Genomic DNA, 16,548 nt, shown 5'->3' on the forward strand with positions numbered 1-16,548 from the left:
TGACGACAGATACCATGATGAAATCAGGTGTTGGGGTTAATTTAGCGAATTGCAAATTACGTTACCTCAATAGCCCAACAACATTATTTGAAAACTTGAATATACAACTCCCTACTGGGCAATGGACTTGTATTCTAGGTCGAAGTGGTTGTGGAAAAACGTCACTATTACGCTTACTTGCAGGGTTGATAGATGATGAAGTGCAGTGGCAAGGCCAATTAACAACCAATAATGACCAGCAATTATCTAGTCAGGTTGCCTATATGGCACAGCAAGATTTACTGTTTCCTTGGTTGAATGTACTGGATAACGTGTGTTTCAGTATCAAGATCAGTAAAGGGAAACCAAATACTAATGACAAGCGCCGTGCTTTAGAGCTGCTTGAACATGTTGGGCTCAGTGATTATGTAAATGCTTTTCCTGACAGCTTATCAGGTGGTATGCGCCAGCGAGTTGCACTGGCGCGTACACTGATGCAAGACAAACCAGTTGTTTTAATGGATGAACCTTTCTCGGCATTAGATGCCGTGACAAGGCATAAACTTCAAAACCTCGCTGCACAGCTTCTGAAAAACAAAACGGTTTTACTCATCACTCATGATCCTCAGGAAGCGCTACGCCTAGGGCACCAGATTTTACTAATGACCAGCGCACCTGCCGTTATGCAGCATCTACCCGTACCATCGGCAAGTACTCCTCGTCAATTTGATGCCGAGCTTGCAGGGTTACAGCAAAATATTATCGAACGATTGGAGCGAGATTATGTCTGATCTACAAAGTACCCACCCTCAACTTGCAGCTCAGTCAGTTTTACAAAAAAGCGCCCTTAGTCAGGCGACGTCATACCCGATTATTCGGTTACTTATTAGCGCCACCATTATTATTGGGCTATGGCAAAGTGTGGTTATGATATTTGAACTCCCCTCCTTTATTTTGCCGGGGCCGTTTGCTGTTTTTAACAAACTGATTCAACGTTACGATGTACTGCTTAGCCATGCTTGGGTAACAGCATCTGAAGTCATATTAGGTTTGTTATTAGGGCTATCCATGGGCTTATTCTTTGCCCTACAAATGTTGTTATTTAACCCGTTACGCCGTTGGTTATTACCGATTTTAATTGCGAGCCAAGCCATTCCTGTTTTTGCTATCGCGCCCATTCTAATGCTATGGCTTGGCTATGGTATTGCTTCAAAAATTGTTATGGCTGCACTGATCATCTTCTTCCCTGTAACAACATGTTGTTATGACGGACTAAGACACACACCTACCGGCTATTTAGACTTAGCAAAAACCATGGGAGCCTCTAAATGGCAATTACTTCGCCATGTGCGCCTTCCTGCTGCTCTACCCGCTTTAGCTTCTGGTATTAGGATTGCAGTTGTTGTCGCGCCTATCGGGGCAGTTGTCGGTGAATGGGTAGGTTCTAGTGAAGGGCTTGGTTATCTGATGCTGCAAGCAAATGCTCGTATGATGATTGATGAGATGTTTGCTGCGCTACTCATTTTGGCAACATTTTCTATCACTCTTTATTTTACAGCCGATCTATTACTTAAACGTGCAATACCGTGGCAATCAAAGCAGTAATTCTTGCCCGTTGAAAACAATAAAAAGCACCACTTACTTATTTAGATTGATATTACTTATTATAAAAATACAAAAAGGACGTTAAACATGAAAAAAACGCTATCTAAAAGCTTGCTTGCACTTGCACTTTCAGCCACTACTTTCAGTGCTGCCGCTAAAGATTTGACGTTAATGCTCGATTGGTTTGTAAACCCAAATCATGGACCGATCATTATTGCTCAAGAAAAAGGACTGTTTAAAGAGCAAGGGCTAAATATTGAGATTCAAGAGCCTGCCGATCCAAGCATGCCAGCCAAGCTTGTGGCTGCAAATAAAGTTGATTTGGCTGTTTCTTACCAAACAAGCCTGACTATTGATGTTGCCGCTGGTTTACCGCTTATCCGTTCTGCAACGTTAATTGCCGCACCACTAAATACCTTAATGGTTCTTGATAATAATAAGATCAATTCGCTCGCAGACCTTAAGGGTAAAAAGATAGGTATTGCCATTGCGGGCAATGAAGAAGCAACAATCGGCACAATGCTAAACACTGCGGGTGTTGAGTACAAAGATGTTCAGATTATTAATGTCGGTTGGGCGCTTTCTTCTTCGTTAGCATCAGGAAAAGTGGATGCTATTTGGGGTGGTTTGCGTAACTTCGAAAGTAATCAACTTGAGCTTGAAGGCTATAAATCAAAAGCATTCTTTCCAGAAGAACACGGTGTACCTTCGTACGATGAGCTCATTGTTGTCGCCAATAAAAATAACTACGACAAAGCAACAATCAAGAAATTCAATAAAGCGGTTGAACTGGCGACTCAGTACATCATTAACCACCCAGATCAAGCATGGAAAGAGTTCGTTGCTTACAACCCAGACACACTCAATAACGAATTAAACCGCCGTGCATGGCGTGATACTCTGCCCCGCTTTGCGCTTCGTCCATCAGCGGTTGATCTAGAACGTTATGACAACTTCGCAAATTTCATGTACCAACACAAAATCATCGCTAAAGCACCGAAAGCGATTGATTACGTACCAACACTATAAGCTGTTTGTTATTCTCATTTGATAAAAGGTACAACACAATGAACCACTTGGATCTTATTCAAGCTTGCCAGCAAGAATATACAGAATACACCGAGCACGCATTTGTTATGCAGCTTGCTAATGGTCAATTAAACCAAGCCGCTTATTTGCATTATTTAAAGCAAGACTTCCTATTTTTAAAGCACTATGCCCGTGCTTATGCTTTGGCTATTTATAAAGCGCAAACCCTTGAAGAAATGCGTGCACCGCTACCAAGCTTACAAGCATTAATTGAAAATGAAACCTGTCATCATGTTACCTATTGCGCACAATGGGGGCTCACTGAAAGTGATATGGAAGCAGAACCAGAAGCTTTTGGTACTGTTGCTTATACACGTTATGTTTTAGATACAGGTATGGCTGGTGATCTAACTGATTTATATGTTGCCCTTGCACCTTGTGCTATCGGTTATGCTGATATTGGCAAAGCATTAATAAGCCATCCTGAAACCATCGTTGAGGGTAACCCTTACCATAGCTGGATTGAGCTATACAGCGGTGATGAATTCCAGACGGGTGCCCGTGCAGGTATGGATCGCCTTGATACCATGATGGCTAATATCGATTTAAATAGCCCTCGAGGCCAACGTCTTTGCGAGATATTCAAAACTGCGACGCGTATGGAAATCGCCTTCTGGCAACAAGGCCTAGATGCCGCTAAAGCGTAAATAGACCCTCGTTAATACAATACGTTAGAGTTTAAAAGCAACTTAAGTGCTCGGTTTATGATTACATAGATCGAGCACTTTTATCTTTCAACATTTATTAAGTAAGTAATACGTAATGCATCTAACATTGCGATTAATACAACCATTGCATCATCAATAAAATTGTATTGGCGCGCTTTACCCAACACACGAATACCTTGCATTTGTAGCACTAAAAATCGACTCATTTGCTCAGTATTCACGTTATTACCGATTATACCATCCTGCTTTGCATTCTTTAATGCTTGACCCAATGCGGTATCTAACTCGGTATAAAGCATTGTGCCCGTATTAAGTACTTCATCATCACTATGTGCACGCTCTAGAATCGCATTTTGCATAAAGCAGCCACACTGTTGATCTCTTTGCAATAAAGCAAAACGCTGAAGGTATGCTTTAATCGCTTCTAACCCTGCATCACCCTTCCCTAATTCCGTTAAAGACGGAAAAGAAATCTGAGTTAAATAGTAATCAAGGCATTCGTGGTACAAGGTTTCTTTATCGACATAGGCGTTATACAAACTGAAGCGATTAATGCCCAGATGATCCACCAGATCAGCAATCGAGGTATCTGCATAGCCTTTATGCCAAAATAGTTCCATTGCGGCGATGAGTTTTTCTTCACGATCAAAATTTTTGGTTCTCGCCATTTCAGCCCCTCGTGCATCACGTTACGTTTTCGATTGATCTTTTTCTTGACTGATCGTTCTGTTATTGCGTAAATTATAATCTAACCGATCGTTCTGATAAAGGCTTAGCATGAAAATTTATGAATTAGCACCCGCTCCAAGCGCTCGCAGAGTCAGTATTTACCTTGCAGAAATGGGGATTGATGTTGAACGTGTCAATATTGATATTCGTGGTGGAGAAAACCTGAGTGAAGCCTTTCAGGCGATCAGCTTAAACGGAAGAGTCCCTGTTTTAGAATTGGATGATGGCACTACAATCTGTGAATCTATCGCGATTTGTCGTTACTTTGATTCAGTCACTCAATCAGAAACATCACTCTTTGGTGATACACCAATAGAGCAAGCAAAAATTGAAATGTGGCAACGTATGGTCGAATTTCAAGGGCTTTACGCTGCGTTCCAAGCATTCCGTAATATCACTGGCATCTATGAAGATCGTGAAACGTGCGTTACAAGCTGGGGGCATGAATCTCGTCAACGAGTTATCGATTTCTTACCAGTTTTAAATAAACAACTCGCTGCGTCAGCATACATCGCTGGTGATAAATTCTCGGTGGCAGATATTACTGCGTTTGTGATGTGTGGCTTCATTAAAAACTTAGAAATTGAAATTAACGACTCATTACCTAATCTGTTGAATTGGTTTGATCGTGTTAGCCAACGTGCATCCGTTCAAAGCTAAATAACAATAACAACGATAATGATACGAAGAAGGGATTAAGGTTATGATCGATCTATATACCGCTGCAACACCGAATGGCTTTAAGATTTCAATCGCACTTGAAGAAATGGAATTAGAATACCGTGTTCATCATTTGGATTTGATGTCTGCCGAGCAAAAGCTTCCTGATTTCCTAGCGATTAATCCTAATGGTCGTATTCCCGCGATTGTTGATCGTGATAATGATGATTTCGCCGTATTTGAATCAGGTGCGATCTTACTTTACCTTGCTGAAAAGTCAGGTAAATTTATTCCATCTGAACCAAAAAAACGTTCACAAGTGATCCAATGGCTGATGTTCCAAATGGGCGGTGTCGGACCAATGATGGGACAAGCGAATGTCTTTTATCGCTACTTTCAAGAAAAAATTCCAGCGGCAATTGAGCGTTATCAGAATGAAAGTCGTCGCTTATTTGAAGTCATGGATGCTCAGCTAGCAAATAATAAATACTTAGCAGGTGATGAATACTCAATTGCTGATATGTCTACATGGCCATGGGTAAGAACTTACGACTGGAGCGGCGTAAGCATTGAAGGTTTGCCTCATTTACAACGCTGGGTTGATGAGTTAGCCGAACGTCCTGCTTGTCAGAAAGGGATTGTAACGCCTCCACCTTCCGAGCTGAGCGATGAAGATCGCGCAAAAGAAATTCGTAAAATGGTAAGCCAATAGCGATATTTGTCATTTATATCCAAGCTATTTATACCAAAAAAATTAAATGAACATTAGCACCGAGAACGAGTTTATCGCCTCGGTGTTGGTGTTTCTTTAACGCAACGTTTAGCTTGCCACATCGACAAGGTGCTCATCAAACCCAAGTGCTACCAAACATTCAAACGCTTTCCATACATCTTGAGGAATATCTTGCGGAATAGAGTAACCATACTGCGGGTAATATTTTATCCGCTGTAAATCCCCTAACATTACGTTAATCACATCAGAATACGACAGGCCTTCATTTGGGTATTCATCAAATGAAATATCAGGTGACGTTACAATAACTTCCTTTCCTGGCCATTGCCTCATGACCGTCGCAAAAGTTCGGCGCTCCATAAATGGCTTCTGCACTAAAATCATTTTATTGGGTGTCAGATCTTTTGATTCAAGTAACTCACGAGTGAATTGAACATTCTCCCCTGTGTTCGTTGATTGAGGTTCAATAAGAATATTTTCAAGTGGTACCCCCATATCTACCGCAATATGAGCAAAGTACTCCGCCTCAGAGCAACCAAATAAACCTTTCGTTAACTCACCTTCTCCGCCAGAAAATACAATGTATGGTGCATAGCCTGCCAAATAGAGCTTCGCCGCATGTTCTGCAACTCTTACATCATTGCTACACAAAACAAAAATACAGTCACTTTTTTCTAATGTTTGATTAAGAAGATGGTAATCCCAGATTTTCTTAGCAAGAACATGTACATGTTTTGGCATAAATGATTCCTTCTTAATTCAAAATAACGTGAAGACGCTTTACACAAACCAGCCTCACGACAAGTTCGTAAATAAAATAAGAACAACCAGATTGCATAAAGAATGTGAATTGACGATGACAGTAACAATTACTGTCATCGTTTAAACACACTTAATTTAGCAAGAAATTGAGTAAGATTCAGGGTTCAATACTTATATTTCGAAAATAGAAAAGTGCGAGGAAGTTTAGCGGTGCCACCATTCAGGGGTAATTGTAATACTTGTTTCACCAGAAGTTAACCAAGCTTGCTCACTTTCAATCGTTAGCTGAATCTGCATTGTACGAGCAAGAATCGATTCAAGCTGGCTGAGTGTTTCATCATCAATGTAAATAACAGAAATGTTATCAGACTGAGTTATTTTACTCTTGTTTTGCTGCCACCAAGCTGTTGCTGCATTATTGCCATAAGCAAAAATGATCACTTTTTTAGCACGATTTGATGCTTTACGGATGCGTTTTTCATCAGGAAGACCAAGGTCAATCCAAAGCTCAATTTCATCACTTAGACTTTTTGTCCAAAGATCAGGCTCATCTGTCGAACTCATCCCTTTCGTGAAGGTAAGGTTTTCATCTGCATTTAATGCCCATGCCAACAAACGCAACATTAAACGTCGATGCGTTTCTGATGGATGACAAGCAACAGTATGGGGCACATCTAAATAAACGTGACGATCCATATCTGCTACATTGATATGAGCTTTGTAAATAGTGGCTTTTTGTGCCATAGGAAGAACACCTAACAGGTATATTAATAAGTATAGTATCAGTATGGTTATACTACATTTTTTATCTATTTTTCAACGAGATAAACACCAATAAATCTCAAAAATACAGCTGCATTTTGAAAAATAAAAAGTACTAACCATTGATGGTTTGTATAGTTACCAACCAGATTTCGCCATTTGATTTGGTCACTCATTTAGATTGCTATAATTGTTGCATCGAACCTAAACGATTTAAAATAGGTAACTCAAAGAAAAGATTAAACCAAGCAGAGCAATTCTACGTTATTCCGCAAGTAATGTACGGAATTTTGTTATAAACGCAGTTTTAGGGGATAAGCATTTTTACATTCAAATACTGAATAATGATCGCTTCTTTCTTTATTTTAGGTAGCTGTTTAATACGATATTCAATTTGCATCGCTAATCGCTTATCACCCACTTCTTCATGCCATGCTAGAGTCAGCGGTCCCTTCCCTTTTAGGTACTTTGCCCCTTTTTTCCCAGATTGGTGCTCACTATAGCGCCGCTGAACATCTGTTGTGACACCACAGTACAGAGTATTAGATACCGTTCGAATCAAGTAAACCGACCAGATTGGTTGCTGCGTTTCTAAAGGGGCAAGTTTGCTATCAATGCTATCAATGCTATCAATGCTATCAATGCTATCAAGTGGCATTGCATCTTGGTTTTTCATAGTAATCTACACAATATAAAAAGCTCGGCATAAGCCGAGCCAAATAGTTGTTAGGGGGTGCCTTTTTGTTACGACGTAAGCGATTCTAATAATTCCTTCAATTCAGCTATTTCTAGCTTCATTGCTTTCATGTCTTCTTCTAGTTCTGCAAACCTTTCATTATTAGCACTGGCAAGCCCTGCAGGAGAGGCAGACTTAACTGCTGCTGCAAGTGCTTCAACATCGACTTCACCACTGAATAAATGCATATAACGGCAATCACGCTTACCTGATTCACGCGGTAATTTAACCATATAAGGACCTTTAGCATGTTCAGCTAAGCCATCTAACATTGCTTCAACTTCTTTTACGTCACTGAATGTACACAACCGATTTGTGCGTGTACGAATTTCGCCAGCACTTTGCGGTCCACGTAATAACATAACGCAAACAGCTGCAAATTCTTGAGAAGTGAACTTTAGAGAACCAAATTCAGTGTTACAAAAACGATGCTGAAACTTTGATACACGGCTACCAAAACTAGAAACATCATTGATTAAACGCTTTTCTTTTAGCAGCTCAACAGTATCAAGCACTGTTGCTTCATCTAACGCCATTACTGGTTCACGGTTACTTTTCTGATTACACGCTGTCGTGAGTGCATTCAGTGTCAATGGGTATTGATCTGGAGTGGTTACTTCTTTTTCAAGTAAACAACCAATCACACGCGCTTCATTTTGTGAAAAGTTAATATCCATGATCTTCCCTCACCCTATCATTATGATTATCTATAGCAGATTAGCATGAGATGCTATAACGACAAGGGTTGATAGGATCAAGTGATGGAAATTTAATCATTAGGTAAACAAATATCAGACTTACTTCAAAAGTTGCCATTTTGAGGCACTCTTCACAAACAAAAAAGCACAACCCGCGATGTTGTGCTCATACTTAACTCAGCTAACTTTCAAGTTCAGATAGAACCAGCGTCCAATTATGTAAACTCAGCCACAACAAAACGGTTACGCCCTTGCTCTTTGGCTTTATACAAGACTTTATCGACAATCTGATACATATTCTCAGCCGTTTCTAACCCTGTAGGTACCCAAGACACCATACCTTGGCTCACCGTTACAATATTCGAGGTCGCCGACTGAAAATGCGGTATCGCTAATCCATTAATACTAGATTTAAGCCTTTCGCACTCTTTCACAGCTCGAGTCTTATCACAATTACTCACTAAAATAACAAACTCTTCACCGCCATAACGTGCAGCTAATTCCCCAGCACGACTAAAGTTAGCCTTTAGCGCGCCAGACACTAACTGTAAACAACGATCGCCATCAAGGTGACCATAATAATCGTTGTAGTCTTTAAAGTGATCAACATCAATCATGATAATAGTAAGAGAAAGCTCATGACGACCATGCCAAGAAATAAACTCGGTCAGTTTTTGATCTAGAAAACGTCGATTAGCAATCTGAGTTAACCCATCTTCATTGACTTGCTGTGATAGCAGTTCATTCACTTCTTCTAACTTTACGGTTGCTTGTTTTAATTGATGACGCATAGCCGCAATACGTTGCATTGCTTTTAGTTTCGATGCCAATACAATTTTATTTACAGGCTTGACTAGATAATCATCTCCGCCCATATCAATGGCTTTTGCAATCATTTCGGGTTCATCGTGACCGCTTAAAAAGATGATTGGCACCCACTCAAGGTGGTCACTTCGAATTTTATGGGCAACTTCCATTCCACTCATATTAGGCATACTGATATCCAACAATAATAAGTCAGGATCGAAAAGAGGATATCGCTCAATGGCTTCATGCCCAGAGCTAACCGCTTCAACGATATGACCTAATCGCTGCAATCTCATTGCAAGTTGCATGCGTTCTAAATGAACGTCATCAACCAGTAAGATACGCATTGCTTCCATGAAAGTATCCTATTGATATGAATATACTTGTATTTATCATAATTTATAGCACACATGCTGTCTATAAACAGAGTAATGCCAACCTAACCTTGCAAAAAACGTGCATTTTCTACTATAAATTATCTAACGTGATCTAGATTACATTTTTAAATCTACGAGATTTTATCTCTGAAATTACATGATATGTTGACATTTGATGTTAGAAATATAGGATTCCCCTCCTTAAATCATAAATGCTGTAGGAAATGGCTATGTCTGAGATTGAAACAAAAGACGAGCAACTCGTTAATGAACCAACATTGACTCTTGATGAATGTTCACCAGAATTACGTCAAGTCGTTGCATTCGAAGAAGTACCTGAAGAACTGATGGATATGCTAATCAGTGTTTATATGGTATCCGAGCCTACTTCCCGTGAAGCATGGAATAGCATGCCAGGAAGTGCACAGAATGTTCTCGATAACTTTGAACAATTCCACGCACTTGTTGCACTAAGCCAGAGCTACTCTGGTGTTGATTTCCTTGGTGAAATGCAAGAAACAACACTACCAGATCACATGAGCGAAGAAGAGCAACAGGAATACAAAGCTGTATTGCTTGATAAAGTTCTTCACAACTGTCTAAAAGATCTGTGTAAGCAGCTAAAACAAGCACGTCGTAATCCTCCAATGAAGCGTGAGTTTCAGGAAATTTTCAAGAAGTAATTCTTGCTAAATAAAAAGGGAAGTTCTCGCTTCCCTTTTATTTTCTTCGACAAATACTAAAGTCGATCGTTACTTTTTATTTAAACAAAAGAATGATTGGTCCCATATCGCCCAACAAGGATAATATTTGTACACCTCGCTCTTTCCCTACTTCCTGAACGTTTAATTATTGAACACCGCCCATAAGATTTTCATTTTCTATTTATTGTCATTAAAATCAAATCATCTATTTTTCAAATAGATACAAGCTTTAATTTCTGTGAACTTATGTCATGATTATGTGAATCATTAGCCGTAAAAATGGTTTTTAACTTATTTCGTGATAATATCAAACTCTTATGTAATTCAATGATAGTTGAATGTTCTTCATTAGTTAGAGGTATGAATGTCCAGCACTGAGCAGATTAAGTTTCGAACAGATATTTGCTATGTTCCAAGTCTTGGCATCCTAAAATCAGCAGATTCGACTCAGAAACTAAACCTTTCTGAACAGTATATTTTGGCGTATCTGATCGAAAATTATGGTCGCCCCGTAACAAAAAATGAATTACTAAAAGCAGGATGGCCAGATCGCATCGTAACCGAAGCATCTTTATTTCAAGTTATACGCGCTTTACGCGTAAAATTACATGAAGAAAAGAAAGGCGATATCATTGAAACCTTACCTCGCGTAGGATATCAGATTCGTGATTTCGTACGTGAAGAAGTCAACTTAAATACACATGTAGAACAAACAAACTCTGATAAAAAGAAATCACCATTGTTCATTGGTTGTGCCTTTTCTGGTGCCGTTGCTATTGCTGGTTTATCTTATTATTTTTTTCCAGAACCAGTACCAACCCCAGATAAATACATCATCACTGAAGATGTTATAAGCACTAACCAGTTAACATTCATCGGTAAAACAAAAGCTGATATTATTGATCTAAGAACGAAATCAATTGAAATATATAAAGAACACAAAATGTTATTTGATCCATCTTTAATTATAGAACGAAGAATTATTGGATACAAAAATAACGATCTTTATTCATTTGCATGGTGTCGCCTTAATGATCAAGACAACTGTATAGAGAGCAGTGATTTCTCTTATACCGTCACAGCTGAAAATTGGGAACAGTTCTCCGGTTTTCTATCTAAGAATATGAAAACATACCGTGAAACGCCCATCATTCAAACTGAACTGGCGCGTGAACCCACTGCACAATCATTTATGAATTATCTTGATGGCTCAGGTATTCATTCAAAAGTTATCCATTATTATATATCTAAAGAGCAATCTGGCGCATTGAATTACTCATTTATGTCATTCATAACTGAAAACAAAAGTGACTACCACCATGCATTATCTATTCGAGCTGCCTCTGCTCAAGAATATGATAAAACACAGTCTCAATTTTTGAAGACAATAATAATTACACCTGAAATGTTTCATTGGTCGTATCAACCAAGTAAAGAAATCATTGAAAGTAAATCGATTGCCTTAACAACAGAAAAAACTATGCAAGATACCTATTTAAATAATACGCCCACCTTTACGTACCTTGTCTACCAGCAAGATTACCTAAACCTTATCTTAAGCGATGATACGGGATTATATTGGTTGCATAATAGTGAAAAAAACAATACATCACTTGAATCCACGGTAGACCCAAAAAATACCTACCAAGATTAGTAAGCCGGGGATCAAAACATTCCACATGATCCCTATTCCTACCAGCCCCCAAAGTACGATCGCTGTAATCATAAATACTACAGCAGTTTTGGCAGCCCCCTTCCAATTGGCACTCATTACCATATCAACAATACCGGTAACACCCAGTAAAATGAGTAAACCAGGCCACCACCAACCTGTTAAGTAAAGTAAACCAAAACCAATAAGGAAAATGCCTGAGGACACACCATCTCGCCCTGCTGCTCTTAACCCAAACATACTCCCCCTTACGTACTCATCGCTGTTAGCTTAGCGTTATAAAAATTTCTTATTACAACGACAATACACCAATCAAACTCAGTACGGTTATAGTGTTTTGATATAATTAAATTTAATACTATATTATTTATTCAGTACATGTGTTTAATCAACGTGCTGATCATTTTATATAACTTAATAAGTGCCTTTAAAATCAGTCTCTTTTGTGAAAATTAAGAAAAATTTGATTAGCTAACACCAATAAACAAAAAGTAAATAGGTTGATAATCGATGATGTATAAACCTTTTTTTAAGCACTACAAACATGCAATTTTAATACTAGCATCCGTTATATTTTCTGGATGTGCCGCTTACGCGAGTTTAAATTACAATAAGCTATATGGTACACCTGAACCTCAACAGCGTATGTTAGATGCAGGATCTTTCCAGGCTCAACATTATGTCAATAATATTAAACCCATAATAGACAACAGGTGTGTCGTCTGTCACGCTTGTTATGATGCTCCTTGTCAGCTGAAGATGTCATCCGCTAAAGGTATCGACCGTGGCGCTAATAAAGATAAAGTGTACCAAGGCACACGGTTACTCGCCTCTAATACAACTCGAATGTTTATAGATGCACAAACAACCGCTGAATGGCGCGATAAAGGCTTTTCTCCTGTATTGAATGAGCGCCTACAATCACCAGAAGCCAATACACAAGCCGGTGTTATTGCCCGAATGCTTCAGTTAAAGCAAAACCACCCTTTACCGAATAATGAAATTCTTGATGACTCTTGGGACTTTTCTCTCGATCGTGATCAACAGTGCCCTACCATTGAAGAAATGAGCACCTATGAAGAAAAATACCCTAAGTGGGGAATGCCTTACGGTTTACCGCAAATATCAAGCATTGAAAATGATGTTTTGATGCAGTGGGTTACGGTAGGTGCACCAATGACAGCCGTCGCTCCCCCTTCAAGCACTGAACTTAAAGAAGTGGCAAAATGGGAAGCATTCTTAAATCTAAATTCATTAAAACAACAACTAACAAGCCGTTATATATTTGAACATGTATTCGTTTCACATTTATACTTCGATACAGAAGAAGTACGTAAGCAAGAAATACCGACCTTCTTCAAATTGGTAAGATCGAGAACAGCACCCGGTAAGCCGATTAATCTGGTCGCCACTCGCCGACCTTACGATGATCCCAAGGTAGATCGCGTCTACTATCGCTTAGTACAAGTGCGCGAAACGATTGTTGATAAAACACATATGCCATACGCACTAAACAATGAAAAGCTTGAGCGTATAAAATCATTATTTATTGAGCCTAATTACACAATAACTGCCTTACCAAGCTACAAACCCAAGGTAGCTGCAAACCCGCTAACAGCCTTCACTGAATTGCCCGTTGAGGCACGCTATAAGTTCATGCTTGATAATGCACAAAATACGATTATGGCGTATATAAAGGGCCCTGTATGTAGAGGGCAGCTTGCACTTAATGTTATTAATGACCGCTTTTGGGTGTTTTTTGTTGACCCTGATATGTCTAATTTCACGCAAGTAAACTCATTTTATCGTTCACAAGCAGAAAACCTTCATCTTCCCGCAGAAAAGGAAAGCAATACCGCCACTATTGCTAATTGGATTTCATATTCCAAGCAACAAGGTCGATTTATACGCGCTAAAAATGCCTACATGGATGAACGATTCAAAAATGGTGCACACTTAACGACTCAACTGATTTGGGATGGTGATGGTACAAATACCAACGCTACCTTAACGGTGTTCCGCCATTTCGATAGTGCATCTGTTGTTCAAGGCTTAATCGGTGAGCATCCTAAAACGGCATGGGTCATCGACTATTCGCTATTAGAACGTATTCATTACTTACTTGTCGCTGGTTTTGATGTCTATGGTAATTATGGTCATCAGTTAATTACACGTATGTACATGGATCTTCTACGCATGGAAGGCGAGTCAAATTTCTTATCATTTTTACCGACAAAAAATCGCCATCAAGAGCTTGCCGATTGGTATCAAGGCGCTAATAAAAATTTAACGACGTATCTTGAAGGTGATATCAATACGTTCGACCAACCAACAGGGGTTACCTATACAACAAGTAATCCTAAGCATGAATTATTACAAATGCTAAAGAAGCGCGTTGAAAATGTAACGCCGACACGTTATTCGCTAGAATCAACACAGCTTTCAAATGAAAGTAAGGAGTCTCTTCGCAAGATCAATAAATTACGAGGAGAAGATGCCTCCATATTCCCTGAACTCACTTTTATTATGGTTGAACCAGAAGATGCTTCCCTAGATCCTCAGCTCTTCACCTTGATAAGAAATAGTGCCCATAAGAACATTTCTAGCTTATTTGATGAGAAATCAAACAGGCAATATAAACGTGATACAGTGACTCTAGTCAAGGGGTTACTGGGTAGTTACCCCGCCGCTTTTTGGCTAATAAAAGAAAGTGAGCTCCCAGCCTTGGTAGATCAAGCGCTCAAAGTGAAAACCAATGGTGATTATGAAAGGTTATTAGATAAATACGGGATTCGTCGAACAAATTCTTCCTTCTGGTCTTTCAGTGATGCCTTGATAAAGCAATATAAGCACAACTACCCTATTGAATCAGGTATTCTTGATTACAATCGTATTCAAAACAGATGAGTAGCTTGTTTTAAGGTACGTTGACTCTTGTTATACCGTTCTGGGTAAATCATTTTAACCAGCAAGGATGATCAGGTATTTGTCTAGATTCGTATCTAGAGCCAGTAGAAAGTTTCTACTGGCTTTTTCATATAAATTAATTGTAAAAAAATGCAACAAATGTAGTACTAGATTGTTAATTTTGAGAAAATAGCGCGTATGCAGCTAACGTTTAATATCGTTGCGTACAAAATTTCCGGTGACATATTTATCACGTCAATCTTAACCGTCCTATAACAATCTAATGGAAAGTATTATGAAAGTATCAACAACAGCTATCTGGGATAGCTTTGTTCGTGGTTACCACTGGCTTCAAGTCTTGTGTATTGGCGGATTATGGTACACGGGTACTGAAGGGCTAATGGACTGGCATTTTGCTATTGCTTACTTCCTATTAACGCTTCTGTTAACGCGTATTATTTGGGGCTTTATTGGCAGTGACACAGCAAGGTTTCTTCTCTTTGTTCGTACTCCACGTGCTGTTCTTCAATATTTTCAATCAATGCGTAAGACGAAAAATGATGAGGTGCATTTAGGCCATAACCCTGCTGGGGGCTATATGGTTTTAGGCTTCTTCATTTTACTGGCTACTCAGCTGATCACAGGTCTTTTTGCTAACGACGATATTATATCTGAAGGCCCTTTAGCAAGGTACATTACCGGTGAAGAAAGCAGTTTGATGACAGAGATTCATGCATTGAATTTTGATGTTATGCTCGGTGCTATTGTTTTACACCTTGTGGCTATTTTCTTTTATCTATACAAGAAAGATAACCTAATAAAACCAATGCTCAATGGCCGCAAAGAAACAGTCACAGAAATCGATACAGATGCGGCTCCGAAAATGGTCAATGGCCTTATTGGCTGGATAGTTTTTGCCACAATAGGCTCTGCTGTATATTCATACTTAGCAAAAGACATTGTTGCTTATCTTTTTTAAACCCCATATTTAAATGTAAATTACAAACAAATACTAAAAAACACCGAAGGCAGTATGGTTAAATGTCATATACCTTCGGTGTTTTTTTATTAGAGTTGCTTTATTTCATCAAACGCTTAACGAAATTTGTAATCAGAATGGCAAGACTTACAGTTTTTAGCGGCAACACCAAACGCTTTCTTAGTTGCTCGTTCATCACCTTCTGATGACACATTTGCCAACTGCGCCAAATCACCTTGGAACTTTGTTAATTTACCCGTAAAACCATTCCAATCACTCCAGATCTCAGGTTTCGCTTTCGTATCACCTTTATCAGATCCTTCAACATTAAATGCTTCTTCAGGCATCAGTGATAACTGAGAGATATACTGAGCACGTTGAGCAAAAACGTCTTGGTTCCAATCTTTACGACCTTTTACCATTTCAGCCATATCACCAAAGTTTGCAGCAATCATTGTGAATGCTGATTGGCGATAGTGAATCGCATCTTCTGGTTTTTCAAACGGGCTAGCTACGGCAGTTGTCGCGACAAGTACAACACTGCTTAATAGTAATTTTACTTTCATTGCATCCATTCCATATTATTGTTATATCAACAAAATGATACCAAGCAATAATATATAGTAAACAAGTCTCATCAAAAAAATGACAAATTCACATAACGTTTCACATAAATGAACA

17 protein-coding genes and 1 pseudogene are annotated in these 16,548 nt (G+C 39.1%); 10 read left to right on the plus strand and 8 right to left on the minus strand.

The window, feature by feature from the left end; translation table 11 throughout:
- The first annotated feature begins 14 nt into the window (after positions 1 to 14).
- The 4 genes and pseudogenes from C9J12_RS09560 (at position 15) to C9J12_RS09575 (ending at position 3,320) form a co-directional block, all read left to right on the plus strand.
- A complete protein-coding gene (locus tag C9J12_RS09560) occupies positions 15 to 770 on the plus strand; it encodes an ABC transporter ATP-binding protein (RefSeq protein WP_170111750.1) in 756 nt (251 codons plus the stop codon).
- A gap of 76 nt (positions 771 to 846) precedes the next feature.
- Positions 847 to 1,584: pseudogene (locus C9J12_RS09565) on the plus strand (ABC transporter permease); the annotation flags it as partial.
- Positions 1,585 to 1,671: 87 nt separating this feature from the next.
- On the plus strand, positions 1,672 to 2,613 hold the full coding sequence (locus tag C9J12_RS09570) for an ABC transporter substrate-binding protein (RefSeq protein WP_107242492.1): 942 nt from the start codon (positions 1,672 to 1,674) through the stop codon (positions 2,611 to 2,613).
- A gap of 38 nt (positions 2,614 to 2,651) precedes the next feature.
- The gene (locus C9J12_RS09575; RefSeq protein WP_107242493.1) at positions 2,652 to 3,320 is read left to right on the plus strand and encodes a TenA family protein; all 669 of its coding nucleotides are present in this window, start codon (positions 2,652 to 2,654) and stop codon (positions 3,318 to 3,320) included.
- A gap of 80 nt (positions 3,321 to 3,400) precedes the next feature.
- Here C9J12_RS09575 and C9J12_RS09580 read toward each other — a convergent pair whose 3' ends face one another.
- Positions 3,401 to 4,009 (minus strand): TetR/AcrR family transcriptional regulator, encoded by a 609-nt coding sequence (locus C9J12_RS09580; RefSeq protein WP_107242494.1) that lies wholly within the window; start codon positions 4,007 to 4,009, stop codon positions 3,401 to 3,403.
- Between the two features lie 109 nt (positions 4,010 to 4,118).
- On the opposite strand from C9J12_RS09580, the gene C9J12_RS09585 reads away from it, so the two are divergent.
- Together C9J12_RS09585 and C9J12_RS09590 are read left to right on the plus strand one after the other, a co-directional pair.
- Positions 4,119 to 4,730: a glutathione S-transferase gene (locus C9J12_RS09585; protein ID WP_107242495.1), complete on the plus strand. Its 612-nt coding sequence runs from the start codon at positions 4,119 to 4,121 to the stop codon at positions 4,728 to 4,730.
- 43 nt (positions 4,731 to 4,773) lie between these two features.
- Entirely contained in the window at positions 4,774 to 5,442 is a 669-nt protein-coding gene (locus tag C9J12_RS09590; RefSeq protein ID WP_107242496.1) for a glutathione S-transferase family protein, read from the plus strand.
- 108 nt (positions 5,443 to 5,550) lie between these two features.
- Here the strand turns inward: C9J12_RS09590 and C9J12_RS09595 are convergent, their stop codons facing one another.
- The 5 genes from C9J12_RS09595 to C9J12_RS09615 all read right to left on the minus strand — a co-directional run bounded on the left by C9J12_RS09595 (position 5,551) and on the right by C9J12_RS09615 (position 9,575).
- The gene (locus C9J12_RS09595; RefSeq protein WP_107242497.1) at positions 5,551 to 6,204 is read right to left on the minus strand and encodes a YdcF family protein; all 654 of its coding nucleotides are present in this window, start codon (positions 6,202 to 6,204) and stop codon (positions 5,551 to 5,553) included.
- 225 nt (positions 6,205 to 6,429) lie between these two features.
- Positions 6,430 to 6,969: a YaeQ family protein gene (locus C9J12_RS09600; RefSeq protein ID WP_011220765.1), complete on the minus strand. Its 540-nt coding sequence runs from the start codon at positions 6,967 to 6,969 to the stop codon at positions 6,430 to 6,432.
- Between the two features lie 325 nt (positions 6,970 to 7,294).
- A complete protein-coding gene (locus C9J12_RS09605; protein WP_322348870.1) occupies positions 7,295 to 7,663 on the minus strand; it encodes a GIY-YIG nuclease family protein in 369 nt (122 codons plus the stop codon).
- 68 nt (positions 7,664 to 7,731) lie between these two features.
- The gene (locus C9J12_RS09610) at positions 7,732 to 8,400 is read right to left on the minus strand and encodes a YceH family protein (RefSeq protein ID WP_107242498.1); all 669 of its coding nucleotides are present in this window, start codon (positions 8,398 to 8,400) and stop codon (positions 7,732 to 7,734) included.
- 236 nt (positions 8,401 to 8,636) lie between these two features.
- A complete protein-coding gene (locus C9J12_RS09615) occupies positions 8,637 to 9,575 on the minus strand; it encodes a GGDEF domain-containing response regulator (protein WP_407675675.1) in 939 nt (312 codons plus the stop codon).
- 260 nt (positions 9,576 to 9,835) lie between these two features.
- On the opposite strand from C9J12_RS09615, the gene C9J12_RS09620 reads away from it, so the two are divergent.
- Entirely contained in the window at positions 9,836 to 10,288 is a 453-nt protein-coding gene (locus tag C9J12_RS09620; protein ID WP_006229380.1) for a DUF3069 domain-containing protein, read from the plus strand.
- A gap of 385 nt (positions 10,289 to 10,673) precedes the next feature.
- A complete protein-coding gene (locus tag C9J12_RS09625; protein ID WP_107242500.1) occupies positions 10,674 to 11,963 on the plus strand; it encodes a winged helix-turn-helix domain-containing protein in 1,290 nt (429 codons plus the stop codon).
- Here C9J12_RS09625 and C9J12_RS09630 read toward each other — a convergent pair.
- Positions 11,919 to 12,221, minus strand: coding sequence for a hypothetical protein (locus C9J12_RS09630; protein WP_107242501.1), 303 nt, complete (start codon positions 12,219 to 12,221; stop codon positions 11,919 to 11,921). The two genes, C9J12_RS09625 and C9J12_RS09630, sit on opposite strands and share 45 nt — an antisense overlap.
- A gap of 270 nt (positions 12,222 to 12,491) precedes the next feature.
- On the opposite strand from C9J12_RS09630, the gene C9J12_RS09635 reads away from it, so the two are divergent.
- A complete protein-coding gene (locus C9J12_RS09635) occupies positions 12,492 to 14,888 on the plus strand; it encodes a fatty acid cis/trans isomerase (RefSeq protein ID WP_107242502.1) in 2,397 nt (798 codons plus the stop codon).
- Between the two features lie 295 nt (positions 14,889 to 15,183).
- Positions 15,184 to 15,867, plus strand: a complete 684-nt coding sequence (locus C9J12_RS09640; protein ID WP_107242503.1) for a cytochrome b/b6 domain-containing protein — start codon at positions 15,184 to 15,186, stop codon at positions 15,865 to 15,867.
- Between the two features lie 116 nt (positions 15,868 to 15,983).
- Here the strand turns inward: C9J12_RS09640 and C9J12_RS09645 are convergent, their stop codons facing one another.
- Positions 15,984 to 16,433, minus strand: a complete 450-nt coding sequence (locus C9J12_RS09645; protein ID WP_107242504.1) for a c-type cytochrome — start codon at positions 16,431 to 16,433, stop codon at positions 15,984 to 15,986.
- Positions 16,434 to 16,548: the final 115 nt, after the last annotated feature.

The organism is Photobacterium frigidiphilum (genome assembly GCF_003025615.1).
GTDB lineage: Bacteria > Pseudomonadota > Gammaproteobacteria > Enterobacterales > Vibrionaceae > Photobacterium > Photobacterium frigidiphilum.